The organism is Adhaeretor mobilis (assembly GCF_007741515.1).
GTDB lineage: Bacteria > Planctomycetota > Planctomycetia > Pirellulales > Lacipirellulaceae > Adhaeretor > Adhaeretor mobilis.
Map to the genome: position 1 here is coordinate 5,949,700 of NZ_CP036263.1, position 25,404 is coordinate 5,975,103.

Consider the following 25,404-nt stretch of genomic DNA (forward strand, 5'->3'; position numbering starts at 1 on the left):
GCTATTCTAGAATACCAGTGTCGCACCAAAGACTGCGCTGTTTTGGACCACATCGCGGTCACTCACCGTAGTGATGCCTAGGAGTGGTGCGAAACCGATGCTACGTACGTACTCGGCAGTCAATAAAGCGTGCGGGCTGACTTGCATTCCTAGCCCGAGAACCAGCTGGTTGTTGAACTCGAACTCGGTTCCTTCGTCGCCTTGGATGCCTTCGCTCCAGCTCACCGAAAGCCGGCTTGGCGTTTCGAATAGACAAGTGTCATAGGCAGCTTCCGTCTTGTAGGCTCGTACGGGGTGATTCGTAACGGGCCAATCGTCAACTGTCGAGACAAATTCGCCAGCGAAGCTCCATTGCCCTACTTGCAAGAGGGCATTGATGTCGTAGGCTGAATTGGTTTCGCCTGAGACTGCCGGGTCGAGATGCTCAGCGACGTTTCCGTCGTAGATGGTACCGAGGAGAAAACTACTGCCCAGTTGGAGCCGCGAAGATTCGGCTATATCGATGGTGTAGATCGCATTGGCAGCAACGTTGTTCAGCTTGCCTTTCTCTTCGGAATCGGCCACGCGAATTCCACGGCTTCCATTGACGGCTTGCACCGCGACGTGCAGTTTTTCACCTGCGTAGCCCGCTCCTATGCCCTCTCCCAGCGCACCGAAATAATGCCAGGGAACCGCCTGAGTGAATGGGCTGAGGGTACTCATGTCGCCAAAAGAAAGATTCTTCTTACCAACAAACGCGTACCACGGTGTCACATCCAGATCGCCAAACACAGCATACGCCTGACGGGTCTGCAGGCTGCCCTGCTTGAAGTCTGCGAAGGAGAACACATCGGAAAACAGCAGCTCCCCATAGAAATTAACCCAGGAACCGGCATGCACCGTCATTGCTGTGTTGGCTTGCAAGACGCGCGCGTCGGTGGCGCTGTCGCCTGAAAAATCCGTTGGAAACCGGCCTAGATACGAAAATTTGTCGGCAGTGTTCGTTGTGGCGGCGAGCAGCGAGAACCTCGCTTGGCCTCCCAAGGTAACCGTCAATTGGTCGTCGCCCCAGGTGTCGTGATTCAGTAGCAGAGCCACTTCTTTGGAGTTTTGCCGATTCTGAAAATCGAGCATGTAGCGAAACAATTCCGTATCGGTGCGCACTGCGATACTGGACACCGGCCCGGCATCTAGCGGCGGCTTTCCTAGAATTGCCTCTTGCGCAGCCGACGAACTCACCAACAGAACTGCTTGTAGCCATGGCGAAAGCGCCAAGATGCTCCACAGCAAACCCGGGAGAGCCTTTTTTCTTGTTTTGCGAGTCATGATGTCGTCGTGCCTGGCGGTATGGATGCTAGCAGAAGCCTTTCAGTGGGAGACTAGATAAGCAACCTCAATGTAAGACCTTGCACACTACATCGACTTTTCCGGCTGCGCAGCTTAAGCGGGATCTGCCGCGGAGAGCATCGTTTCTGCTAGCCATGCCAACAACCTGATAAGGCACTATTGATAGAGCTTGTGATAGCTAGCCAGTTCGCTTTGCAGGTTGTGATGCTCGCGCACATAGTCTCGTCCTGCACTGCCGATGCGTTCGCGGATGGCATCGTCTTCAAGCAATTCGTGCGAGGCTTTGGTGAATTTCGCCCGATCAATAATCGGTGCGAGTCGACCGGTTTTGCCATCTTCGATGACCGATTGGTGCGCGGGCAAGTCGCTGGCCACCACGGCCCGGCTCGTGGCCATCGCTTCGAGCAGCGCTAGCGGTGTCGAACGACTGAGGCTCGGCTGCCAGAACACATCAGCCGTGGAGATCAGTTTTTTGGCGTCACTTCGCTCGCCGAGGAAGTAAATGCAAGAAGGGTCGCTCACCAAGCGGGCGAAGCGTTCCAGGCGGGCGCGATCAGGGCCGTCGCCAATGATGACAAGCCGTGCAGTTGGGTGCAACACACGGAGAAGCTCGTAGCACCAAATCGCCTCGTCGAGTTTTTCGTCGCGCAACAAGGGGCCCGCGGTGGCGATGAGCTTTGTGTCTGTTGGGAGTTCTAAACGGCTCAGCAGCAAGCTGCGCGTTGGCTCGGGGTTGAGATCACTGGGAACCTCAACCGCTGGGGGAATCACTACGACTCGATCACCCGGGACGCCCTGCCCTTCGCACCACTGGCGATGCGTTTCGTCGGGGGCGACGATCGTGGTGAACTTCTCGCGCAGCGCGTGGATCAAACGTACGGCCCAAGGGAGTTGCACTTCGGCGGCTTGGAGGGAATGGACCAAGCGCGATTCCCGTGGCATCGTGAGTTTTGCCTGCATCAGAGCGGTGGCATCCCACGTGTGAACGACCGCGGGACGCAAACGGCTAAGGAGCCTTGCGAGGCGTCCCATAGCGATGAAGTCCCACTTGCCGCGACGCTGGATAATGTGCGTTTCAATGCCGGCGTCGGCCAACTCGCTGACAATTGCTTCATCTGCGCTGAAGGCGACGATGCTTGTTGGCTGATTCTCACTTGCTTGCGATTTGGCTATTCCGCGGAGTGGCTGCGATCGGCCATAACGGTCGAGGCGTGAAATCACATGGAGAACGGTGGCGGCCATGAAGGGGAATCTAGCGGGATCGGGGGGAAATCGCTACTGCCCAGAGAATTATTGCAATAGCGTCCTAGAATTGGGATCCTATTCAACCACAGAGAATACGAAGGGCACAAAGTATTTCACTCTTTGCTTTCTCTCTTTGTGTCCTTCGTATTCTTTGCGGTTCTTATTTTCGATATAGCTTGTTCGCTTTACCCTACACGCTCGACAACCCTAGGTCTCCAGGATTAGGCTACTCTCATGGGTATTTGGACCGACATCGAAATCGCAGGGCACGCCTGTGAAACGTATGAACCAGCGCACTTGAGCGAGCACAATCAAGCGGTGCTCTATTTGCACGATCGCCAGCAATCGAGCCTGCGCGAGAACCGTGCCTTTCTCGATGAGTTCGAGCGCCACGGGCTTCGCGTATTGTGTCCGCTGACGGGCGAGAGCTGGTGGGCGGATCGGATTCACGAGCCATTCGATACGGTGCAAACAGCCGAGCGTTTTGTCCTCGATGCGTGTGTGCCTTGGCTGGCGGAGCATTGGCAGGTCGTACCACCGCAGATTGCCCTCTTCGGTTGCGAAATGGGCGGGCAAGGTGCGCTACGGATTTCTTACAAGCACCCGAATGTGTTCCCTGTGGTCGCGGCAATTGCGCCGGCGCTTGATTTCCAAATCCATATCGAGCTGTCCCATGGAAGACTGGGAGACCCTGCGCTAACAAAAATGTATGGCGAGGTAGAATCCGGTCGGCAAGACACGGCGACGCTGCACATTCACCCATTGAATTGGCCGCGGAACCAGTGGTTCTGTGCAGACCCAGGAGACTACTACTGGCATGACTCGGCCGAGCGTCTGCGGATGAAACTGTACTCGCTGGGCGTGCCTTATGAAGGGGAGTTTGACATTACCGCTGAAGCAACGGGCTGGTCATACCACAATAAGATGGCAGCACCGGCGATGGCGTTCTTGGCGGAGCGGTTGGAAGCGGAGCGGCGGCGGGTGGTTTAGACAAGAGTCGATTAGCCGCTGAGCTTGCCCCGCGATCCGGAAAGCGTATCGAATTCAAGCATCCTCATAAGCAATCTGCAGCAACTCAGGTGCATAGTAGTTTCGCGGGTGTGAATCGTCGTCCTCGACGAGAATCTTAACTTCGCATAAGCGCCGCAAGTCATTTTGTGCGGTGGGGAAAGTCACATTACAATATTCCGCAACTTGACTAGTCGTCATCACAGGGGATTGAAACAAATCGTCGATGATCGCATGGCTTCTGGGTGTTGCCGTGTCTCGCACACGCTCGTGATATTCATCACGTAATTGGCGAATTTTCTCGCACTTGATAATCGAATCTCGAGCTTGTGCAATCGAGCCATGTAAGCAGAACTCAATCCACGGGTACCACTCCCCGCGTGTGCTAATACGGTGTAGCAGCTCCACGTACTCTTCTCGGTGCTGTTCAAAGAATGCACTCATATAGAGCCAGGGATTTTGGTGGCCGAGAAGTTGCTTCGTCATCAAAGCAAGCAGCACGCGCCCAATACGCCCGTTGCCATCGACAAAAGGATGGATCGCTTCAAACTGATAATGAACGAGGTAGCTGCGCACAAGCGGATCGAATCCTTCATCGGGTTCGTTCAAATAGCGTTCGAGCTTTGCCATCATCTCAGGGACATCGCCTGGAGGTGGCGGAACGTATTTCCCCTGCGAACCTATCTGCACTTGAATACGCCTGAACTCACCGGGTGATTTTTTCGCCCCTCGAACTCCCTGCATGAGAAGTTTGTGCATCGCTAGTAAATGGCGATTGAGAATCGGTCCTTTGTCGGTCAGCTCACACCCAATCTGTAGAGCTCTCCGGTAATTCGAGACTTCCTTCTGATCGGCTCGGGGGCCTTCTTCCGAGGTTGGCTCCTCCGGCTGGATGTCATAGAGAAGAAGCTGACGCGGATCGACATATGTTCCCTCGATGGCCGAAGAACTGATCGCCTCACGGCTTTGGAGGGGCCTGAGCAATAGATCCGGCGAAGGTAGGGTCTGACCAATCCCATTGAGAGTGCCTAGGGTCTCCTTGGCGTCGGCCAACAATGGCCACAGTGAGGCAGGGAATTCCCAGTCAGGAGGTAGTGCAGCTGGTAAGAATAGCCAGCCCTCCTCGCCCGTGTTGGACGACACGAAGCGGCGTAATTCGCCCGGCTTTTCAGCAGTAAAGTCTTCAGGTTTCATGAGTTAAAGAGATTTTAACCTGGGGTCACCAAATTAAAATATATGCCATGAAATTTTAATTTGCAAGGTGGCGATATTCAAGACTGGGCCTGCAGAGCCCCATCTCAACGCCTGGCCGCTTCATTCTTACTCTCCCGCCCCACGTTAAACTTGTCGAAATCCATGAATAGGCCGCTGCCTTCGATGCCGCTGCCTTTCATTTCGCCGGTGTTTGCCCAGTATTGCAGTTTGCTGGCGGTGCTTTCGTTGAAGGGTGCGCCGACGTGTGCCTGGTGAGCGATGTTCACCGGCGAGCCTTCGATCACAAAGAGCGTCTTGGCCTGGTCGTAGGTTGAGCGATTGCCGCGCGCGTTGATGAAACCTTTCGTGGGGTGCTGGGCTTCGAAGACGACACGGCCTTGAGCAGTAAGCTCCAAGGGGCCCATCTTGGTGGGCAGCCTCTGGCCGCCGGGTGGGGCGAACAGTCTGCCGGCTGGGCTCTCAGCAACTTCTAGTTCATCGCATTTGATCCACACGGTGTTTGGCCCCGGGCCGTCGACCCCCGACACAGCAAGGCGTTGTTCCCAAGCATCGACCGGGCCGTACACGGTTTGCACGTTGCCGATGAGTTTCACACGCTTGCTGTGCAAGTTACCCTGCACGCCACGAGTGAAATCGGTTCGCAAGTAACGCAGGCGTTGACCCGAATCGTTGCGACTGGCCGCTTGGTTCTTCGAGCCGCCAGAAAGTTGAGCGAGCGAGTTACTGCCTTCGTTCAGGTGGACGCTTTCCAGTCTGCCGGGTCCTTCGCCAGAAATGTCGCCGGTGATTTGGTTGACGCTCAGAGATTGCAGCTCGACTCGTTGATGCGACGTGAGTCCGGCAGCGTCGCGATCGTCGAACTCGGCCAGCACACCATCGGTGCATTCTAGCTGAGCCAGCTCGACTTTACGATCGGCTGCCGCTCCGTCAAAACTCACCGGGTTAGTCAGTCGCGCCAAGAGCTGCTTGGTTTGTAGCCAGCCACTCGCATTGCGAACACGCACATCGCCACGGAAGCTAAGCCGGTCGCCTGCGAGCCTCATCGCTTGTTGCCAAGTGATCGTGGTCGACTGTGGATTGGCAAGGGGTTGACCGTTGAAGTCGCGATCAGACAGCATTTCGATTTCGCCCGGTGAGTTAATTTCCGCACTGCTGGACCCTCGGTTGAGCGTCAGCAGGGGAGCGCGAATCTTCGTGCCGCGCACCTCAATCTCTGCTGGTAATGTACGGCCGCCTGATTGCTTGCGACCTCGAATCATAATGCGTGCATCGGGTGTGTCGGCATTCTCTACTTCTAGGTTGCCGGCGACGATGCGCAAGGGCGTCTGGCGATCAGGCGCACCGCCAGCAAGATACTCCTGGAACAACACATTGCCGTCCACACTTAGTCTAGAAACCTCGGGAGTCTTTCCACGCACGGCAATTTGCATTTGCAACTTGTTGCCTGTGATCCCGTAACTTCGACCGCGCTGTTTACCGTCCCGGTTGAGCACCGATCTTTGCCCAGAGGAAGTTTGCCGACCGGTCGGCTGGCCAGCTTGGTCCAACGAGTCTTCGTAGCGCATTGTCAGGGACAGCTCATTCACTTCAGCAGTGATTTCCGGCGAGTGGATATCCACGTGCCCTGTAGCGACCATGCGTTCAGGTCGCACACGATCGCTCAAGTTGAGTGTGCTTGAACCGGCAGGCGATTTCGCCGTAGATTCTCTAAGATAGAGCTTTAAGTCCTCTGCCCACAGCCGACCCACGCCGGGCATTGCCAGCTTAGGACGTCCCAAGAGCGACAGAACAGGCTGCCCCTTACGGCGGACGATTTCCATGGAGCGTTTCCAGCTCACATCGAGCGATTCACTTGGTCGTCGCTGATCGACAACCGCTTTCAGCCAACCGCCACCTGCGGCCAGCAAGTTACCCAACTGGTGGGATGAGCCTTCCGGTGGTTGTTGGTACTGCACCATCGGCGCGTGAATCTCGCTACCGCGGAAGGTAAGCGTTACTTCATCGCCGCCATCGACAACGATCGTGCGTTGATCGAGCATCAATCGTAAGCGTTCGCAACGGGCGGTGGCTTGTTGCGACGGGGCATCCAACTTTACGGGTGCGCCTTTGGCCTCGACGGTGGCCGGTTGCAACGTGCCGAAGCGATAGGATTTTAGCCCCTGGTCTTCAGAACTTCCGACAGGCTTGGTGCCTTCGGTAAAATACAGATTTACTTCGCTGGCAAGCAGTTGATCGAGCGTTCCGTTGGGATGCACCTGGCGGATCTGCACGTCTTTGCGGAAGGAGGCTATGTAATTCAGGAAATCGAACGTGAAGGCACCCTGACAGCGAATGCGCACCGGCGGCGGCGGTTGCGGAGAATTCTTTGAGCTAGTCGACGCACTGTCGAATCGAGGCGCCGCGAGCTGCGGGCCACCTGATGCATCGCCGAGCGTGAGTGAACCGGTGGCCGGCATCGCTCTTGTCTGGGATTTCTTTAGCCACTTCACATTGTCTACGGCCAGATCGACGGCCACGCCTTCAGTGATCTCTAGCGTTTCAAAGGGCCCCAACTTCGAACCGCGGCGACGTTCGTCCCCCGGCGGGAGCATCGCCACGTTTAGCCCCTTGCCGCGGGCATAATGACTTGCGAGACGCAGCTCGACCGCTTCGTGCGTGTTGATGCCACTTTCGTTGATGTAAAGATCACGCGTCGTGATGAGTAAGTCGTCCTGCGGACCGGGCTCGTTCATGTCGCTGCGGATGGTAATGTCACCTAGGAGCTGCCCCCACTGAAACTTGCCCAGCATTGCCGAGCCTAGCTTCGCACCACTGTCGAGCTGAATGACCGCCCCATGCGGCGCTTCGAGAATCACCGCATTGCGGGGCGCGTCCTGCCCAAGCTGCCAACCTTTAGGGAACGCTAGCAATAAACAGCGTTCAACTCGGATTTGTCCACTATTACTTTTGACACCGGCACTCTTGCCGCCGTTCCCACTTTTGCCCATATTCTCGCTCGCCATGTCCTTCACGTCAGCCACGATCATCGTCTGACCGTTCTGAAATGTCTTGGGCGGACGCAAGAGCGACCAATGCCCCTTGGGCACGTACGCAGCCAGCAGCTCGCGATACTTGTGCGTCGGCTCGCGTGGCGTGTCGTAATTCACTACATCCCGCCGCACCGTCGCCGGTTGCACGCGGGGCACCACCGTCAGCGCGTATACCTGATAGCAAACCGCCGTGATGGCGAAAGCAATAGCGGCGTGTGTCAGGCGGGTTAGCATTAAAGCGATGGTAGGTCGAAGATTTTAGATTGGAGAATTGAAGAGAGACGTTAGCCGACGAGCTTGCTCGCCGTGGAGTTTGCCTAGCGTAAGAGCGCTAAACCGCCGAATACGAAGACTTGTTCGTCACGCATGAACGCAGTGGTTTCAGGAAACTGCCATTGCATTGCAATGGAGTCACCAGCTGGCGCTGGAATTGAGCTATCGATTCGCAAAGCAGGGGCAGGCTTGCATTCCGGTAAGACTTTCTGAGAATCCGGAAAACAAGGCTCTACGAGAAATCTCTGCTTGTCGCCTGCGGTATTCCACCCCGATAGTCGCGACGGATCGAAGCAGCCCAACTTCATGAACTTCTCGGTCTGCGGAAATTGCCACTGCATTGCGATCGTATCGCCGGCTACTGGCCGGTAAGCATCTGAAGGCACCAGATACGAAAACTTGTTGACAGCATTTGTGTTCGGCTCAATGCGGTACCGCTTCCCTGAGTTGATTGAATCGTATTGCTCAATGGTAAATTCCTCGGCGGCTTTCGAAATCGCAGCACCGACGGCCGTCACAACGACTAGCACTGCGAGCATCGCAAGTCTGCGTTTCACTGTATTCATCTGCGGCTCACTCTCAATTTGGACCGGACCAATTAATTGCTAAGCACTATAGCGCCGGATGGTTGATTCCCAGCGATCGGTATTCTTAAGTATCACTTCGATGAGTTCTCGCAGCGCGCCGGCTCCGCCGGGTACACTGGTGGTGTAGGCGGCAGCGGTGCGCAGCTCTTCGGCGGCGTCGCCAACCGCTACGCCTAGCCCTACGCGTTGGATGGGTGCGAGGTCCGGCAAGTCGTCGCCCACGTAGGCGATCTGGTCGAGCGTCACTTCTTGCTCTTCGGCGATTGCTTCCACCATCGGTAGTTTGTCTTTGACACCCTGGCGGAGGATTTCGATATCGAGTTCGCGTGCTCGCAGCTTTACGATTTGTGAGCTACGACCGGTGACAATTCCCACGCGCCCACCCGCCTGTTGCCACAGACGAATACCTTGGCCGTCGCGGATGGAGAACCGTTTGGTCTCGACCCCTTGGTTGTCGAGCACCACGCCACCGTCGGTCAACACACCATCGACGTCGGTGAGAATCAACTTGATTTGATGACAACGCTTAGCAAGGTTCATAAGTTGCTCAGATTCTCTTTGAACCACATAGGTCACAGAGGTTCGCAGAGAAAGTAGAAATGGTTTGTTGTTGACGGATGGCAAGGACAACTAGAGGCAATATTTTGAGCGGAGAATGTCATTGTCTGATTTCCTCCGTGTACCTCTGTGCTCTCTGTGGTTCAAGACATTGTGGCTAGCCTGCGGGGAAAATCTTCACGGTTGGGGGCCCGTTGTGCTGAAATTGTTCTTGGGGCTTGTCTTTTACCGCTTTTGGCAATTGCCCCACAATGTCCGTCACATCGATCATCCCCACGGGGCGACCTTGTTCGTCGATGACCGGCAGCTCGCTGATTTTGCGATCGGCCAGCATGTTCACCGCGGCACTCATTGGCTGGCCGGCGGTGATGGTTGTGGGCGAGGCGATCATGCGAGTTTGAATTGGCTGGTCGAGTGCCGTTTCGTCCCGTTGCTCGATAAGTCGTGCCAGATCGCTATCAGTAAACAGCCCCGTCAAGCAGCCGGTGCTATCGGTAAGCATGATCGCACCGCTGCGCCGGCCCGGTCGAGTGGCGGTGACCAGCACTTCGCGAATGGTTTGCGAGTCTACCGCAGTACGGCATTCTTCGAGCGTACGCATGTGATCTTCTACGCTGCTGAGCTTAAAGCCCAAGGCACCACCCGGGTGAAAGCGGGCGAAGTCTGCCGGCTCGAAGCCTCGAAGTTGGCTAGTGACTAAGGCGAGCGCATCGCCGAGCGCCAACATGGCTGTAGTGCTGGCGCTGGGAGCTAGGCCCATGGCGCACGCTTCGTCGATCTTTCCTAGCGGGAGAATTAAGTCGGCCGCGCGGCCGAGGGTGCTCGCTTCGCTGGCGGTAATGGCTATTAAGTAAGCGCCCAGCGAACGCAACGGTGGAAGCATCTGAGAAACTTCCCCCGTCTCGCCGCTTTGGGAGAGCACGAGTACGACATCACCCGCTGTGACACGCCCTAAATCACCGTGGAAAGCTTCTGCCGGATGAAGGTAGTGCGCCCGTGTACCGGTTGAAGCAAATGTGGCGGTCAGCTTCTGTCCAATCAAACCCGCCTTGCCCATGCCGCTGACGATCAGGTTGCCTTCGAGTGTGCGTATTTTCTCCACGGCTGTGGCAAACGCGTTGTCCAATCGCGGCAGCATATTTACCAATACGCGCGCTTCGGAAGCAATGACTTGCCTGCCGAGGTCGATGGTTTCTTGTGCAGTGACGGGGGAATCCTCAACAGCGTTCTGTCGAGATGGCGCAAAAGTGCGTGCGCGGGCGGCTGAGTCGTAGCTCATCGTTCCAATCCTTGGTTGATGGCATTGGTCGGTAGGATAGCGGGACGCGAACAATACGCACTGGCGCGACGTAGCACAAGAAGGATACAACGCTGCTCAAAATACTCCTCTAGAAAGCTAGCCCCGTTGCAGGCCATCGGGTTGACCAGTGTGAGAGGGGTGCGCATGAGACCAGGAACGCGGAAACCCCACGGCTTGCGACGTGGCTAGGGAGAAATGAGGTGTGCCAGAGTGGACAGCGCATAAAAATGCTCCCGAAAAAGCCTACGTTCCAGGGGGGCAAAGAACGTAGCTACCTTTCCGGGAGCGATTGGACGCGTTATACGTCTGCCACACGTTTATCGCCTGCGTAGCGGGGCGGACTGAGAAGTTGTGTCGGGCTCCTCAGTCGAGGGGAGTGTATCAAAGCGGGGCGTTTGCTTCCGTGCTCACGCGTGCCGCCCGATGGCTGGCAAGAATCAAGTATAAATAATTCCGGTCAGCCCTTCCACGTGGTTCTCTTGTTTTAGTTGTGTCTTCTTAAGAAGGAAGAAGGTTTGTCTCGTGTGGGTCGCAGAGTAGCGAAAGGTGAGGAGCGTGACGAGAGCGATTTGAGGAAAATCTTTGCAAAGTTCTGCAATTCTTTTTTTCGCGTCGTTGTGTCGGCGTTCCTTGCCAGTCGTGTACTGCGTGAGTGATTCATTCACTCGTGTGGGCCGAAAGATATGGCACCCAAAGAAACGGGTCAACAGCGATTTGAAACACAATCGAAAAAACTTCATCGCACGCGAAACTCAAACCAAATGCAGTCAGTGAACACCTGTCGAACGCGCGCAAGTAAGCGATACTGACCGTTGTGCTTTGCCGATTGCAAGCCCGAAGATATGGGGTGTGCGTGGTGGTGTGCTAGCACAAACCCAGATCACCTAGTCAATGAAAAATTTTCTCTTCTCGCAAGAAAGTAGACTCTCGCAGAGGCGCGGAGACAGCAGAGTAATGACGGCAGGCTGTAACAGACGGCGCAAAGCTAAGGCAGGCGATAATACTATTGAGATAGTTGGATCCTCAGCCGCTATTAGCTGGCGAATGGTCCAAAGCATCAGGTGAACATCGGGAGTATGAAGATCAGTGGCCAAGTAATGACTCCTGCCCAGTGTGTCCAATGCCGGGTTTCGAAGCCATCGAAGTCACTGCGGATGGCCAGGATACCTAAGATCAGAATTACGAACACTGAGATCACGGCAAGGACGCTAGAAAAGAGCTGACCAACCATCAGATAGCCAGGAATGACGGCAAAGATTGCCGGCACTTCCGGATTTCCAGCTGATACTGCGAGGACAGTATAAGTCCAAAGAATCAATGAGATTGCGAGTATCAGCGCTACTAGTGCCAAGATTATTGCGAAGAATCGTCGCCAAGCTGGCGTTGCTTCAATTTGTCGAGACGCAAACCAAAAAGTAACCGCGAGCACATTTGCCATTAGAAAGTAGTTCCCAAAGATTGTGTATTTAACGGGTGTGCGAAACAAGAAGTCAAACGCGTGCGCTGAGAGAAGCCTAGACAAAGCTGGCAGCGTCGAAGACAGCAGAAGCCAATGCCCGGGCTCGAATTCAAAGTTGCATCCCCGCAACCGCCAGAATACACAATATCCTACTGTTCCTAGGGCAACTACAAAAACGATATACTTTGCGAATTCCGGTGCCTCCCAGGGAATGATTCCTAGGGATAGAACATTCCAACCTCTTTTCGCTATTGCGCTCAGCAAAGTTACCGCGAAAGCCACCCCAGCGACCGACGAGAAGAAAAGGTAGGGCCGAAAAGGGGGCAACACATCATCATCGACTGGATCAATTGGCACGTACTCGTCTGACACGGTGTGATTGCTCTTAGCTAGGTTGGCAATAGTCAACGAAACTTCGCGCTGTGTCGTCCAGTCTAATTTCTGAGTTATGGAACTCCTAGGGTTTAGTCGCGATTTCAGAGAATCGAACGAATTACACGAATGTTTGATGGTGAACGCACGAGTGAAGTTTGCTGAGCAAACCAAATTCGAGCGATTCGCTAGATTCGTGGTTGGAAAAGAAACCCTAGCAAGACTCTATCCAAACCGATCCTGCAGCGCCTCAACTTGCATGTCGCGCTCGCGGAGGACTTCCATTGCTTGCACCGCAGCAGTGGCGGCTTCGATCGTGGTGAGGCACGGCACGTTTGCTTGGACAGCAGCGGCGCGGATGCGTCCTTCGTCGGTGCGGGCGCCTTTGCCGCCGGGCCTATTCATCACCAGGGCGACCTGGCCGTCTGTGAGAAAGTCCAACAGGTTGGGGTGACCTTCGCGAATTTTCTTCACTCGCTGCGAGGGAACGCCGGCGGCTTCTAACACTTTGCCCGTGCCCTCAGTGGTCAAGAGAGTGAAACCCATCTTATGCAATCGTGCACCGAGATCGACAATCGCTTTCTTGCCACCTTCAGAAACACTCACGAAGATATTTCCCTCCGTTGGCAGCACCGTACCTGCGGCTAGTTGGCTTTTTGCGAACGCCATGCTGAACTCTTCGCTAATACCCATGACTTCGCCGGTAGAGCGCATCTCCGGGCCGAGCACAATGTCTACGCCGGCGAACTTAATGAACGGGAATACGGCTTCCTTGACGGAAACGTGCGCTGGGATGGGGTCTTCGGTGCAACCTTGATCGATCAGCGAAACGCCCGCCATGACTTTCGCTGCAACCTTGGCAGCTGGCAGGCCGGTGGCTTTGGCAACGAAAGGCACCGTGCGGCTCGCACGAGGATTCACTTCAATAATGTAAATCTGGTACTTATTGTCTTCCTCACGCACGGCGAATTGCACGTTCATCAAGCCTACGACTTTTAGATCGCGGGCGAGAGCTTCCGCAGCGGCACGTATCTCTTTCACTACCGGGCCGGGCAGACTGTAAGGCGGAATCGCACAAGCCGAATCGCCCGAGTGAACGCCCGCCTCTTCGATGTGTTCCATAATACCGGGCACGACAACCGTGGTACCGTCGGAGATAGCATCGACATCGACTTCGGTGGCGCCTTCGAGGAAGCAATCGAGCAGTACTGGTTGCCCCTCAGCAGCGACGAATGCGGCGGCGGCAAACTTCTCAAGTTGGGCGTTGTCGTAGCAGATTTCCATGGCGCGGCCACCGAGCACAAAGCTTGGTCTCACGAGTAGAGGATAGCCAATTTCTTTGGCGATCTCGCGAGCTTCACTCAGGTTACGTGCAATGCCGCCGGGCGGCTGTTGCAATTCTAAACGCTTGAGCATCGCCTGGAACTTCTCGCGATCCTCGGCCGCTTCGATGGCATCCACGCTGGTGCCAATGATCGGCACGCCAGCATCTTGTAACGCACGAGCCAAATTCAACGGCGTTTGCCCGCCGAACTGCACGATCACGCCGTCCGGGTCCACACGATCGCAGATGTTTAGCACATCTTCGACCGTTAGCGGCTCGAAGAACAGCATGTCGGACGTGTCGTAGTCCGTACTGACGGTCTCTGGATTGCTGTTCACCATGACCGACTCGATGCCCAACTCTCGTAGCGCGTAGCTTGCATGGCAGCAGCAGTAATCGAACTCGATGCCCTGCCCAATCCGGTTGGGGCCGCCACCAAGAATCATGATGGTTTTTGGGATCGGCTCTTGGCTATTGGCTGTTGGCTGTTGGCTTTGGTAGGCAGCTACTCGTGACTCAAATCTTGCCTGCTTGCCGGGCACTTCGTCTTCGGTTTCGTACGTCGAGTAGAAATACGGCGTGTACGCTTCGAACTCTGCAGCGCAGGTATCGACCGATTTGTAAACCGCACAGATGTTTTGATCGAGTCGTCTGCCACGCACGTCTAGCTCTTCGATGCCGAAGATCGTAGCGATTTGACGATCGGAGAAGCCGAATCGTTTGGCGGTGCGCAAGACTTCGCGATCGAGTTCCTTCCACCCGCTGCTGTCTGGCCCTTTTCCAGAAACTTCGCCAGAGGCTATGCCGCGCAGCTTCTCTTCCATCTCCACGATTTCAAGCAGATTATCGAGAAACCAGGGGTCGATCTTTGTGAGCTCGAAAATCTCGTCGACCGTCATGCCGTCTTTCATCGCATAGCGAATGTGCCAGACCCGCTCTGGGCAAGGTCGTGCGAGCTTGGCGACAATGTCGTCACGACTGGGCTGCTCATCGGTGCCCCACAGATCTTTGCCGTCGCAGCCGAAACCGGCAGCTCCAACTTCCATCCCACGCAACGCTTTCTGGAACGATTCCTTAAACGTGCTGCCAATGGCCATCGTCTCGCCGACGCTTTTCATCTGCGTCATGAGCGTGTCGTCGGCCTCGGGAAACTTCTCAAAGGCGAATCGCGGAGCCTTGGTGACCACGTAATCAATCGACGGCTCGAAGCATGCCTGAGTTTCACGCGTGATGTCGTTGGGCAACTCGTGCAACCGATAACCTACGGCCAATTTCGCGGCAATCTTGGCGATTGGGAAGCCCGTGGCCTTGGACGCCAACGCGCTGGAGCGACTCACCCGCGGATTCATCTCGATGACAATCATGCGGCCATCGTCTGGGTTCGTGGCGAACTGAATGTTCGAGCCGCCGGTCTCCACGCCGATCTCGCGGATCACCGCTAGGCTCGCGTCTCGCATGCGTTGGTATTCTTTGTCGGTGAGAGTCTGCGCCGGGGCTACGGTAATCGAATCGCCCGTGTGTACGCCCATGGGGTCGAAATTTTCGATGGCGCAGATAATGACGACGTTATCGTCCACGTCGCGCATGACCTCCATCTCGTACTCTTTCCAGCCGATGATCGACTCTTCGATGAGTACCTGCGTGGTGGGCGATTGGTCGAGACCTCGCAAGACCAACTCGTCGAACTCATGTCGATTGTAAGCAATCGCTGAACCGCTACCGCCCATCGTGAAACTGGGACGCACGACCGCAGGTGTGCCGATCACTTCGACCCACTCGCGTGCTTCTTCAATACTGCTGACGGTTTTGCCGCGGCAAGTTCCCAGCCCAAGCTTCGCCATCGCCTGCTTAAAGCGTTCGCGATTCTCAGCTTTGTCGATCACGTCGGCATCAGCACCGATCAACTCGACGCCGTACTTCTCAAGCACGCCGTTGGCGACCAAATCCATCGCCACGTTGAGCCCCGTCTGCCCGCCAAGTGTCGGTAGTAGTGCATCAGGTTTTTCAGCTGCGATCACCTTCTCGACGATTTGCCAAGTGAGCGGCTCGATATACGTTCGATCGGCCGTGGCCGGATCGGTCATAATCGTGGCCGGGTTGGAGTTGACGAGCACGACCTCGTATCCCTCCTCGCGCAGCGCTTTACAGGCCTGAGTGCCAGAGTAATCGAACTCGCACGCTTGCCCGATAACAATGGGGCCAGAACCAATGAGCAAGATGCGGTGAATATCGTCGCGACGGGGCATGATTTAGGTGGAGAGGGATTAAGGAAAGGGTGTTAGGTGGGAAGAAGGGTGGGTGTGAGCCGGGCAGTCCCCTGCCGTGGACCGATCCCTCGAGCCCTTCTGAGAGCTTTGATTCTAAAACTAAAATCGCTCCAGCGTATCACGCCCCGGGGGAAGCCTTCAACCGGCGGCCCGCCTAAGTGCTAGCCCTAAGCCGAAATAGCCGCGAGCCTACGGCTCGCGGTGCGCAACGGTAGACGGAGCATTTGAGCAATTCTCCGGCGTCCTGTTAGGTCATGGCTATTGGGGTGGGAAGGAGGATGGCGGCTCAAACGCAATGGAAGCTTGCGTAATCGCAAGAGTCGCTGGAAACAGGGAACTCTCCTGGTGGGATTTTCGTACCTGATGAGAGAGCTTCTCTTCGCGCGCTGGGGAATTGCGTCCAGAATAGGGGCGAGCCCCCCACAGCTCCGCTACATTATCTCATTCGGTCACGGAAGCCCCTCTCATGTCACTCGCGTCGTGCCTTGCCAAACATTTCTCTGCAGCGGTGAAGAAAAAGGGACAATCCTACTACAACTCTGGGAAAGTCTCCCTCGATGACTCAACTGGGGTGGATGTGGAAGCAACCGTCCGAGGAAGTGGACGCTTGCGCTACGAGGTTGATATCGATTGGTCCAACCCCCGCGACAATGTTTTCGCCCGGTGTAGTTGCCCTCATTATGAAGGGGGAAACTTTTGCAAGCATATTTGGGCAACCCTGCTGGAAACTGACGATCAGGGAATTGCCGATCCGTCCCCAGCAGCCGGCCAACTGGTGCTCCTCCATGAGTACGACGACGAAAATGAATACGACCAGGAAGATAGCTGGCTCGAATACGAGGAAGATGTACCGCTGCTGATTTCTCAGATGGCCGACGGCAAAGTGTCGAAGAATTCGAGGACCCCATCGAACAATGCCACTTGGCACCAACAATTGGCAGCTTTAGGTAGCGGCAGTTCAACAGTGGGGATCAATCCCTCCAGGCCGCAAAGCTCGCGTCAGCGCCAAGTGCTTTACGTGTTGGACATCGCGGCCAGCTTTATTGCTCGTGCTCCCTGCGTGTTACTCTACCAGCAAGAAAAGAAGAAGAACGGCGAGTGGGGTAAGTCAAAACAGTTCAAGCTGAATCGTACACAGATCAAGAGTATGGAAGCTGCCGACCAAGAGGTGCTGTCGTTGGCACTGGGAACGTATACCGGCAACTCTTGGCACACCGATTATCGCGCTCCTCTCAGTGAGCGTTACCACGAAGAGGTCGTCAAATTCGAGCTCACCCCCGAGCATCACGAATTGCTGCTACCAAAGCTGTGCGCCACAGGGCGTTTCGGTTGGTTTCTTGGCGAGCAGCAGGAGGCGGAAGACGCACAACCTCTTACCTGGGACGAGGGACCGGCGTGGCAAATGCGAGTTCGTGTGAACGACGTGAAGCAACGAAAACGCTGGCAGCTGGTCGGCGAGTTGTTCCGCACCGCCAGCGACAATGCTCAGAAACGAGGAAAAGGAAAACAAAGCAAAGAAGTCACCACTCCACTGAGCCAGCCCGTGCTGCTACTGACAAGCGGGGTGGCGATTTTTGAAGATCACGTTGCCCGGTTCGATGGCGAATTCGACGCTCGTTGGTTGCAACTGCTGCGGGCAAATAGTTCGGTAGATATCCCCCACAAAGATCGCCAAACCTTGCTTGCCGAGTTGTGGGCCACGCGTAACCCACCCGAGGTGGTTTGGCCGAAAGGCCTGCAACCTCAGCAGAAGCAGGTCCTGCCGCGTGGTTACTTGAAAATCAATGCCGCAGACGAACGCGGCTATAGCAAACAGCGGTTTCTGCAGGGCATGCTCGGCTTTGCCTACGAGGAAACTCAGTTTCCTAAGGGCGACACGCGACATGTGGTCGCTTCCGAGGAAAGCGAAGTCGTCCTACGCGACTACAAGGCCGAAACAGCGTTGCTCAAGGAGGCGGCTGACCTAGGCTTGGAAGACTACCAAGACCGCTACTATGCCGGCCAGCGGAAATACGGGCACGAGGAGAATATCCGACTTCCGCGCAACCGCTTCACGGAGATTGTCCGCGAATTGACCGAGCGTGGTTGGCAAGTCGAAGCCGAAGGGGCCAAGGTCCGCACGGCTGGCGCGTTCAATATCAACGTCGTAAGTGGGGTCGATTGGTTCGATTTGGAAAGTGACCTCGACTTTGGCGAAGTGAGTGCGTCGCTTCCAGCACTGCTCGCTGCCGCTAAGAGCAACGACGGATACGTCGAGCTGAGCGATGGCTCACGCGGCCTGCTACCCGAGGAGTGGCTGGAAAAGTTCGCCCCATTGGCCGATTTGGCTGAGGTCCATGAGGAGAAACTCCGCTTTCGCCCGTCGCAGGCGCTATTACTGGACGCTCTGCTGTCCGACCGACAGGACGAATTGAATGTTCAGTTGGACCGCCAATTTCGTGATTTTCGCAAGAAGCTCGCCTCATTTGCCGGCGTGGAACCAAGGGATGCTCCGCGCGGGTTCCAGGGCGAATTGCGCGACTATCAATGCGATGGCCTCGGTTGGCTGAAGTTCTTGCAAGATTTCAACCTGGGCGGTTGCTTGGCAGACGACATGGGCCTCGGTAAGACGATCCAGGTGCTCGCACTGCTGCAAAGTCGTCGCACACGACGTCTGAAGAAGGGGGAGAAACGACTTCCCTCGTTAGTGGTCGCGCCGAAAAGCGTCGCCGGCAATTGGGTGGCAGAAGCGAAGAAGTTTGCCCCTCGTCTGGTAGTTCTTGAGTATGTAGGCACAGATCGTAGCAGTTTGGTCGATCAATTCGACGAGGCGGACATGATCATCACGACCTACGGGACGCTGCGTCGCGACATCGAAGATCTCAGCCAGCGGGAATTGGACTACGCCATCCTCGACGAATCGCAAGCGATCAAGAACGACAAATCGCAAGCGGCCAAAGCCTGTCGATTACTCAAAGCCAGTCATCGCCTCGCGCTGACCGGCACCCCCATCGAAAACCATCTGGGGGAACTGTGGTCGCAATTCGAGTTCCTCAATCCGGGAATGCTGGGCCGGAGTTCTGCGTTTCGCAACTTTGCTCGAAGCGGAAAGCAGGACGACGAACAAGCCCAACAAGAATCTCTGGCGATGCTCCGGCGGGCGATTTCCCCGTTTCTGTTACGTCGCACCAAGGAAGAAGTCCTCAAGGACTTACCCGCCAAGCAAGAACAAAGTCTCCCGTGCAAACTGTTGCCAGCCGATCGCAAGCGCTACAACGAACTTCGCAAGCATTATCGCGATTCGCTACTCAAGCGCGTTGATAACGATGGCATGAACAAGTCGAAGATGCACGTCTTGGAGGCGCTGCTGCGACTCCGCCAAGCGGCCTGCCACCCAGGGTTGATCGACAAGAAGCTCACTGGCAAGTCGAGTGCCAAACTCGACCTGCTCTCCGAACAACTCGAAGATGTGATCGCTGGCGGGCACAAGGCGCTGGTGTTCTCGCAGTTCACTTCCATGTTGGCCATTGTGCGCGATCGCCTAGACAAGCAAGGCATTGTCTATGAATACCTCGACGGCAAAACGAGTAAGCGGCAAGAAAAGGTCGATCACTTCCAGAATGATCCCGACTGCCCCGTCTTCTTGATCAGCCTCAAGGCTGGTGGCACCGGCTTGAATCTCACGGCGGCCGATTACGTGTTCGTACTTGATCCCTGGTGGAACCCAGCGGTCGAAGCCCAAGCTATCGATCGGGCGCACCGCATAGGCCAAACCCGCAACGTGTTCGCTTACCGACTTATCGCTAAGGATACCGTTGAAGAAAAGATTCTCGAACTACAGAAGCAAAAACGAGAATTGGCCGACGCCCTGATCGCCGGCAACGAAAGCTTGCTGCAAGAAATGTCGGCTGAGGATTTGCAGTTGTTGCTGAGCTAAGTGTACTTCATCTGCCTTGCACAACAAATCGTGCTCCCAAATATTAGCCGCGAGCCAACTGCTCGCCGGAACGTGACGGTAGGCGTACCGTCTGAGCAATTCTCAGGCAGCCCGTTGGGCCGCGGCTATTGGCGAAGTCGATTAGTAGCGCGCAAACATTCCTGACTATCTGTGCGTAGAATGGAAAGAGGAGAGCCCACCATGAGAACCACCTACACAATTCGCGGCATGCACTGTGGTGCCTGCGAGCAGAAGATCAAGAATGCCCTGGAACACCTCGACGCGGTGCAGCGTGCCTCAGTCTCTCAGCCGGAAGAGTCCGCGACGATTGAAAGTTCAGGGGAAATTGATCTGGAATCGCTTCGCCAAGCGGTCAGTAGTGCGGGAGATTATACGCTCACGGAGAAAATCGCAGCTGGTGGGGACTCTGATGTCGGCGCGGCTAAGCCGCAAGCGGCGAAGAAGTCGTGGCTAGCGACTTACAAACCGTTGCTATTGATCGTCGGGTACTGCTTAGGTGGAACCTTGCTAACGGGATTCTCCGCCGACGACTGGACGACCAGCTACCTGATGAGCCGCTTTATGGGGCTGTTCTTTGTGGCGTTCTCATTCTTCAAACTGCTCGACTTGACGGGCTTCGCCGAGGCGTATTCGACTTACGATGTGTTAGCCAAGCGAGTCTACAACTACGGATTTCTCTACCCCTTCATCGAGCTCGGACTGGGGATCGCGTATCTGTTGCAATGGAACCCCCTAGCGACGAACATCGCGACGCTCGTGGTGATGGCGCTCAGCACGATCGGCGTCGTGCAAGCCGTTATGAAAAACCAGCAGATTCAATGTGCCTGCCTGGGCACAGTATTCGACCTGCCAATGACGACCGTCACGATCGTGGAGGATGTCTCGATGGCTTTAATGGCGGCGCTGATGCTCTGGCAACTTGTCATGTGACGGTGCTACTCGCAGGATAACGTCCCACCTGTTCTGTCACTGAGGGCGTTTCACTAGCCGCAACCTGGCTTCATTCCGCTCTACTTGGTCATAGATTGACCACACCTGTATACGTGCTCTATGGCTTTTTGCCAGTTGATTGAGCGGATAGGTACATTTTGCTAGCAGGCATCCTCAGCGGCACGAGAACTGCACTTGAAGTTGATCAGTACGGCCAAGCCGTATTGTGACAGAGACTTGGAAACTTACGTTGCTCGTGGCTGGGAAAGTGAGCATTACCTTGCTTTGCCAAACGGTGCGATGCTCGGCTAAGCATCAGACGTCCGTTGTAGTTGAACTTCGCTGAAGCTCACTAAATTGTGAGCGTAGAAGAACCGACTGGCGAGTAACCCGTTCTGAGCAATCGGAACAAAATTTTATTAGGAGACAGAATACGATGAAAACATTAACCCAAACTATGATGATGGCGGCGATGGGCCTCTGGCTGGCAGCCCCTGCAGCGGCTCAGGTCGATTTGAATGTCGGCGGGAATGCTGGCGCTGGTGCCAACGCAGGTAATGCGGCTCAACGAGCCGGCCAGGGAGTGCAACGTGCCGCTGAAGGAGTTGGCAACGCAGCCCAGCGTGTTCAACAAGGGGCACGCAATCTTGGCCAGGGTGCTCGCGACCTCACCGGGGAGGCGGCGCAACGCACCCGTCAAGGTGCACAGAACTTGCGCAACGCCGTGCCTGGCCAGCAGGGTCGCTTGCAAGGACAAGGTCAACTACAAGACCAGGGCAGCTTCAACCGGAATGGCATCCAAGCCGGTGGCCAGTTCGATGGTCAATACCGTGGCCAGCAGTTCCAGGGCCAGAACTACAACGGCCGGCAATACGGCGGTCAACAGGGTATAAATGGCTCGGGCTTCGCACAAGCCAATACGCCGAATATCCCAGCCCAGGTACAGGCCGATGCTAATTTCAACGCGCAGGCCGATCGCAATGCCCGTTGGAGAAAGATCCAGCATAATGGTGAGTGGTGGTACTACTCGCCTAAAGGCAATTGGATGTACCAACGCGATGGCGAATGGCAAAAGTTCGACGAGCAAAACTTCCAACGCCCCAATGGCGATGGTAGCTACTCAGCCGCCTATCGTGGTGGTAGCCATAATAGCAACGATATGTACATGCGTGACGGCCAGCGTGTGTTCCGGTTGCAGAGCGACAACCAAGGTCGCCAGTTCATTCGCATGAACGGGCAACAGCTGTGGGTCGGATCAGACGCCAATGCTTCGGCCAAAGCCATGCAAGACGGCAAGAATTCTGGGCTTGGCCTCGAAGCCGATACTTCCGCAGAAGTTGAGACTGAATAGTTCAGTCGTTGCTGCAACAGCCAACCTCACGCCCACCCTATCGCCGATAGGGTGGGGATTTTTGTCGCTGAATTAGTAGATCGGCACCTGCGAATGCTCCCTAGCCGCGAGCCAACGGCTTGCCGGTGAACAGCTAATAACATCGCGAGCGAGCAATTCCCCCCCCGGCGGCCCGTTGGACCGCGGCTATTTGACTATTAGGAAACGTGGACGCAATGTGCAAGACGTGCACTGCTATTCGACGGGCGAAAAGCGCCTTAGAATAGTCATCCATGAATGCCTTTGGCACAACGCTGCGGGAGTTGCGAATTGAGGCGGGCCTCGGGCTGCGGACTTTTGCTCAGTTGGTGGATCAACGCGCTTCGACCGTCTCGGCCATCGAATCGGGGCGGCGCAAGCCGTGGCGCGAGCAGAAATTGCTCGACCGAACAGCCGCCGTGCTGGGCGTGACTGCTGAGCTAATGGTTTCTGCTGCTGGCAAGGACGGCGCGGAGGTCTTTCCCGAACCGCCCAAAGCGTGGAGCCTCCCAGATGAATGCGACGACCTGCCTGACGTGGAGGTGAGTCGTCGAGCCCGCTTGCAATCGTGGATACTGACACCAGGAGCAAGCGAGCTGGACGAAGTGGCCCAGTGTGAACTAGCCGAGATCTTGGAAGTAGACGAAGCTCTTTCCTGGAACTCCGACGAATCTATCGCGCCGCTCACTGATCTCTCCATTGAATGGCAAGCGAGGCACCTCACCGCGCGACTGCCTACGCCAGTCGATGTGGAAGCCGCACTGGAACGTAATGGAGTGCATCTAGAAATTGTGGCTGGGTTGGTGCCCCGCTACAGTGTACAAGCCTGCGTGACTTGCGAAACAAGTGCGGATGACGAGCCCTCGGTCACGCTGTGGGCGGATCGCACGATTGCCGATAGTCACTCGATGAGTGCCTACCGATTGCTGTTGGCGCAAGCCTACGCCCCGATTGCACTGCAGGTGGGTTCCGTCGATCCGAGCAATGCGCAGAGGTTTGCTCTCGCCATGCTGCTGCCGGCCGGCGCATTGCACAAAGCGGCCGAGACGACTTACACTGCGTTGATCGACCAGCACGGTTGGTTGGCGCCGGTGGCCATGCGGCAACATTTGTGCAACCAACTGGCCGAGCAGTTCGCCGCGCCACCGGCGCTGGTGGACCGTCGCCTCAACGGCTGGCCCAGCCCGATTGCTCCCCGCCTCGAACTGGCGCTCGATGCACACGAGCGCACGCTGCCACCAACCGACTGGCAAGAGTCGCAAGAAACTGCCGAGCAACTAATGCTGTTTGAGTAGCTCTCCAACGAGACAATTCCACCGAAACTATTAAACCACGAAGGTCACAAAGAGCACAAAGGTCCAAATGCAAGTCTTTGCGCTCTTTGTGTCCTTCGTGGTTAGAAATTAAAAGCAAGAGAAATGACTAAAGCTTCCGACCTATTCATCCGCGCCCTCGAAAATGAAGGCGTCGAATACATCTTCGGCATCCCCGGCGAGGAGAACCTCGACATGCTCGAGTCACTTTCGGACAGCCCGATTAAGCTCGTATTGACGCGGCACGAACAGGCGGCCGGATTCATGGCGGCGACCTATGGGCGGCTCACCGGTAAGGCGGGCGTGTGTCTCTCGACGCTCGGACCTGGGGCGACAAATCTAGTCACGTCGGCCGCCTACGCGAACCTTGGCGCAATGCCCATGGTGATGATCACCGGGCAAAAGCCGATTAAGACCAGCAAGCAGGGGCAATTTCAGATCGTGGACATCGTCGATACGATGCAGCCGCTCACGAAGTTTGCCAAGCAGATTGAAAGTGCGGACATGATTCCCGCACGCGTGCGGGAGGCGTTTCGACTCGCCCAGGAGGAACGCCCCGGGGCGACGCACCTGGAATTGCCCGAAGATATCGCCCAAGAGACCACCGATGCGCCCGTCATAGAGCCAAGCTTCAGTCGTCGTCCGGTTGCCGATGACAAGGCCATTCGCAAAGCGGCCGAGGTAATTGCTGCGGCTAAGCATCCGCTGCTCCTGGTCGGAGCGGGTGCGAATCGCAAGCTCACCTGCCGTATGCTGCGAAGGTTTGTCGAGGAGACAAATATCCCGTTTGTGACCACGCAAATGGGCAAAGGTGTACTCGATGAGACCAGCCCCCGCTGCCTCGGCAATGCGGCGCTCAGCGATAACGACTTCGTGCACCGGGCAATCGACTACGCCGACGCGATCATCAACGTTGGACATGATGTCGTCGAGAAGCCGCCGTTTTTTATGAAGCCGGGCGGGCGAACCGTCATTCATATCAATTTTACGAGTGCCGAGGTCGACCCAGTGTACTTCCCCCAGGTGGAAGTGATAGGCGATATTGCCAATAGCGTGTGGCAAATCGGAGAGAAACTGGCCGAGAAGGAACCACTTGAAATAAGCAACTGGGATTTTAGTTTCTTCGAAAAGGTGAAAGCGGCTCTCGACGAGCAACTTCTCGAAGGAGCGGAAGACCCACGCTTTCCAATCCTGCCACAGCGACTCGTCGCTGATGTTCGCAAGGTCATGTTTGAACGCGGGATCATTGCGCTTGATAATGGTATCTACAAGTTATGGTTCGCGCGGAACTACCCGGGGCACTTCTCGAATACGGTACTTTTGGACAACGCCCTGGCTACGATGGGTGCCGGACTTCCCTCAGCAATGGCCGCGCGCATGGTGCACCCCGATCGTCCGGTCATGGCCCTTTGCGGTGATGGGGGGTTCATGATGAACTCCGCGGAACTGGAAACGGCAGTACGGCTAAAGCTCGACCTCGTAATAGTCATCCTGCGTGACAACGCCTATGGCATGATCAAGTGGAAGCAGAAGCACGAAGGCTTCGCCGACTATGGCCTCGACTTTGATAACCCCGACTTCGTGAAGTACGCCGAAAGCTACGGGGCGACGGGCCACCGCATCGAATCTGCTGACGCGTTCATTCCCACCGTGGAGAAAGCCCAAGCCGCCGGCGGTGTTCATGTACTTGATGTGCCGGTAGATTACAGCGAAAACGTGAAAATACTCAACGAGGAAATACCGCGCCGGAGTGCGGAGCTTTAAACGCGCAGAGGTAGAGTCCGCTGTGCGGACCAACATCGTAAGGTACTGTCGAGTGGAGCGAGGCGTACCGAAACCCTGTTCACGGTGTACCCCTCGCTCCACTCGACACACCCACGCATAACTTGGCA

General features: G+C 55.9%; 16 protein-coding genes. 6 read left to right on the forward strand and 10 right to left on the reverse strand.

What is annotated here, in order from left to right; all coding sequences use genetic code 11:
* Nucleotides 1–6: 6 nt before the first annotated feature.
* Nucleotides 7–1,305, reverse strand: coding sequence for a hypothetical protein (locus tag HG15A2_RS23520; protein WP_145063821.1), 1,299 nt, complete (start codon nt 1,303–1,305; stop codon nt 7–9).
* A gap of 177 nt (nt 1,306–1,482) precedes the next feature.
* The gene (locus HG15A2_RS23525; protein WP_145063822.1) at nt 1,483–2,568 is read right to left on the reverse strand and encodes a glycosyltransferase family 4 protein; all 1,086 of its coding nucleotides are present in this window, start codon (nt 2,566–2,568) and stop codon (nt 1,483–1,485) included.
* Nucleotides 2,569–2,805: 237 nt separating this feature from the next.
* Here HG15A2_RS23525 and HG15A2_RS23530 point away from each other — a divergent pair, with 237 nt between their 5' ends.
* Complete coding sequence (locus HG15A2_RS23530) at nt 2,806–3,561, forward strand: alpha/beta hydrolase-fold protein (RefSeq protein WP_145063823.1); 756 nt, start codon at nt 2,806–2,808, stop codon at nt 3,559–3,561.
* 54 nt (nt 3,562–3,615) lie between these two features.
* Here the strand turns inward: HG15A2_RS23530 and HG15A2_RS23535 are convergent, their stop codons facing one another.
* From HG15A2_RS23535 to carB, 8 genes are all read right to left on the reverse strand, one after another.
* Nucleotides 3,616–4,773, reverse strand: coding sequence for a Fic family protein (locus HG15A2_RS23535; protein WP_145063824.1), 1,158 nt, complete (start codon nt 4,771–4,773; stop codon nt 3,616–3,618).
* Nucleotides 4,774–4,877: 104 nt separating this feature from the next.
* Nucleotides 4,878–8,057 (reverse strand): hypothetical protein, encoded by a 3,180-nt coding sequence (locus tag HG15A2_RS23540; RefSeq protein ID WP_145063825.1) that lies wholly within the window; start codon nt 8,055–8,057, stop codon nt 4,878–4,880.
* A gap of 83 nt (nt 8,058–8,140) precedes the next feature.
* Nucleotides 8,141–8,662 (reverse strand): hypothetical protein, encoded by a 522-nt coding sequence (locus HG15A2_RS23545; protein WP_218932203.1) that lies wholly within the window; start codon nt 8,660–8,662, stop codon nt 8,141–8,143.
* 39 nt (nt 8,663–8,701) lie between these two features.
* Nucleotides 8,702–9,223: a KdsC family phosphatase gene (locus HG15A2_RS23550; protein ID WP_145063828.1), complete on the reverse strand. Its 522-nt coding sequence runs from the start codon at nt 9,221–9,223 to the stop codon at nt 8,702–8,704.
* Between the two features lie 175 nt (nt 9,224–9,398).
* A complete protein-coding gene (locus HG15A2_RS23555; RefSeq protein WP_145063830.1) occupies nt 9,399–10,520 on the reverse strand; it encodes a KpsF/GutQ family sugar-phosphate isomerase in 1,122 nt (373 codons plus the stop codon).
* Nucleotides 10,521–10,978: 458 nt separating this feature from the next.
* Nucleotides 10,979–11,206, reverse strand: a complete 228-nt coding sequence (locus tag HG15A2_RS23560; RefSeq protein ID WP_145063831.1) for a hypothetical protein — start codon at nt 11,204–11,206, stop codon at nt 10,979–10,981.
* 392 nt (nt 11,207–11,598) lie between these two features.
* Nucleotides 11,599–11,979 carry a hypothetical protein gene (locus HG15A2_RS23565; protein ID WP_145063832.1) on the reverse strand — a complete coding sequence of 127 codons (381 nt, stop codon included), beginning with the start codon at nt 11,977–11,979 and terminating at the stop codon, nt 11,599–11,601.
* 618 nt (nt 11,980–12,597) lie between these two features.
* Nucleotides 12,598–15,942, reverse strand: a complete 3,345-nt coding sequence (gene carB, locus HG15A2_RS23570) for a carbamoyl-phosphate synthase large subunit (RefSeq protein WP_145063833.1) — start codon at nt 15,940–15,942, stop codon at nt 12,598–12,600.
* Nucleotides 15,943–16,429: 487 nt separating this feature from the next.
* Here carB and HG15A2_RS23575 point away from each other — a divergent pair, with 487 nt between their 5' ends.
* From HG15A2_RS23575 to HG15A2_RS23595, 5 genes are all read left to right on the forward strand, one after another.
* Nucleotides 16,430–19,879 carry a DEAD/DEAH box helicase gene (locus HG15A2_RS23575; protein WP_145063834.1) on the forward strand — a complete coding sequence of 1,150 codons (3,450 nt, stop codon included), beginning with the start codon at nt 16,430–16,432 and terminating at the stop codon, nt 19,877–19,879.
* 201 nt (nt 19,880–20,080) lie between these two features.
* Nucleotides 20,081–20,830, forward strand: a complete 750-nt coding sequence (locus HG15A2_RS23580) for a heavy-metal-associated domain-containing protein (protein ID WP_218932204.1) — start codon at nt 20,081–20,083, stop codon at nt 20,828–20,830.
* A 436-nt stretch (nt 20,831–21,266) separates the two neighbouring features.
* A complete protein-coding gene (locus tag HG15A2_RS23585; protein WP_145063837.1) occupies nt 21,267–22,181 on the forward strand; it encodes a hypothetical protein in 915 nt (304 codons plus the stop codon).
* 272 nt (nt 22,182–22,453) lie between these two features.
* Complete coding sequence (locus HG15A2_RS23590) at nt 22,454–23,494, forward strand: helix-turn-helix domain-containing protein (protein ID WP_145063838.1); 1,041 nt, start codon at nt 22,454–22,456, stop codon at nt 23,492–23,494.
* Nucleotides 23,495–23,617: 123 nt separating this feature from the next.
* Nucleotides 23,618–25,276 carry an acetolactate synthase large subunit gene (locus HG15A2_RS23595; protein WP_145063839.1) on the forward strand — a complete coding sequence of 553 codons (1,659 nt, stop codon included), beginning with the start codon at nt 23,618–23,620 and terminating at the stop codon, nt 25,274–25,276.
* Nucleotides 25,277–25,404: the final 128 nt, after the last annotated feature.

Excerpts from the sequence above, each read along its gene's own strand:
- HG15A2_RS23565 (WP_145063832.1), bottom strand. The coding sequence starts at position 11,979 with ATGGCAAATGTGCTCGCGGTTACTTTTTGGTTTGCGTCTCGACAAATT.
- HG15A2_RS23540 (WP_145063825.1), bottom strand. The coding sequence starts at position 8,057 with ATGCTAACCCGCCTGACACACGCCGCTATTGCTTTCGCCATCACGGCG.
- HG15A2_RS23550 (WP_145063828.1), bottom strand. The coding sequence starts at position 9,223 with ATGAACCTTGCTAAGCGTTGTCATCAAATCAAGTTGATTCTCACCGAC.
- HG15A2_RS23575 (WP_145063834.1), top strand. The coding sequence starts at position 16,430 with ATGTCACTCGCGTCGTGCCTTGCCAAACATTTCTCTGCAGCGGTGAAG.
- HG15A2_RS23535 (WP_145063824.1), bottom strand. The coding sequence starts at position 4,773 with ATGAAACCTGAAGACTTTACTGCTGAAAAGCCGGGCGAATTACGCCGC.
- HG15A2_RS23590 (WP_145063838.1), top strand. The coding sequence starts at position 22,454 with ATGAATGCCTTTGGCACAACGCTGCGGGAGTTGCGAATTGAGGCGGGC.
- HG15A2_RS23595 (WP_145063839.1), top strand. The coding sequence starts at position 23,618 with ATGACTAAAGCTTCCGACCTATTCATCCGCGCCCTCGAAAATGAAGGC.
- HG15A2_RS23545 (WP_218932203.1), bottom strand. The coding sequence starts at position 8,662 with ATGAATACAGTGAAACGCAGACTTGCGATGCTCGCAGTGCTAGTCGTT.
- HG15A2_RS23555 (WP_145063830.1), bottom strand. The coding sequence starts at position 10,520 with ATGAGCTACGACTCAGCCGCCCGCGCACGCACTTTTGCGCCATCTCGA.
- HG15A2_RS23520 (WP_145063821.1), bottom strand. The coding sequence starts at position 1,305 with ATGACTCGCAAAACAAGAAAAAAGGCTCTCCCGGGTTTGCTGTGGAGC.
- HG15A2_RS23580 (WP_218932204.1), top strand. The coding sequence starts at position 20,081 with ATGAGAACCACCTACACAATTCGCGGCATGCACTGTGGTGCCTGCGAG.
- HG15A2_RS23585 (WP_145063837.1), top strand. The coding sequence starts at position 21,267 with ATGAAAACATTAACCCAAACTATGATGATGGCGGCGATGGGCCTCTGG.
- carB (WP_145063833.1), bottom strand. The coding sequence starts at position 15,942 with ATGCCCCGTCGCGACGATATTCACCGCATCTTGCTCATTGGTTCTGGC.
- HG15A2_RS23530 (WP_145063823.1), top strand. The coding sequence starts at position 2,806 with ATGGGTATTTGGACCGACATCGAAATCGCAGGGCACGCCTGTGAAACG.
- HG15A2_RS23525 (WP_145063822.1), bottom strand. The coding sequence starts at position 2,568 with ATGGCCGCCACCGTTCTCCATGTGATTTCACGCCTCGACCGTTATGGC.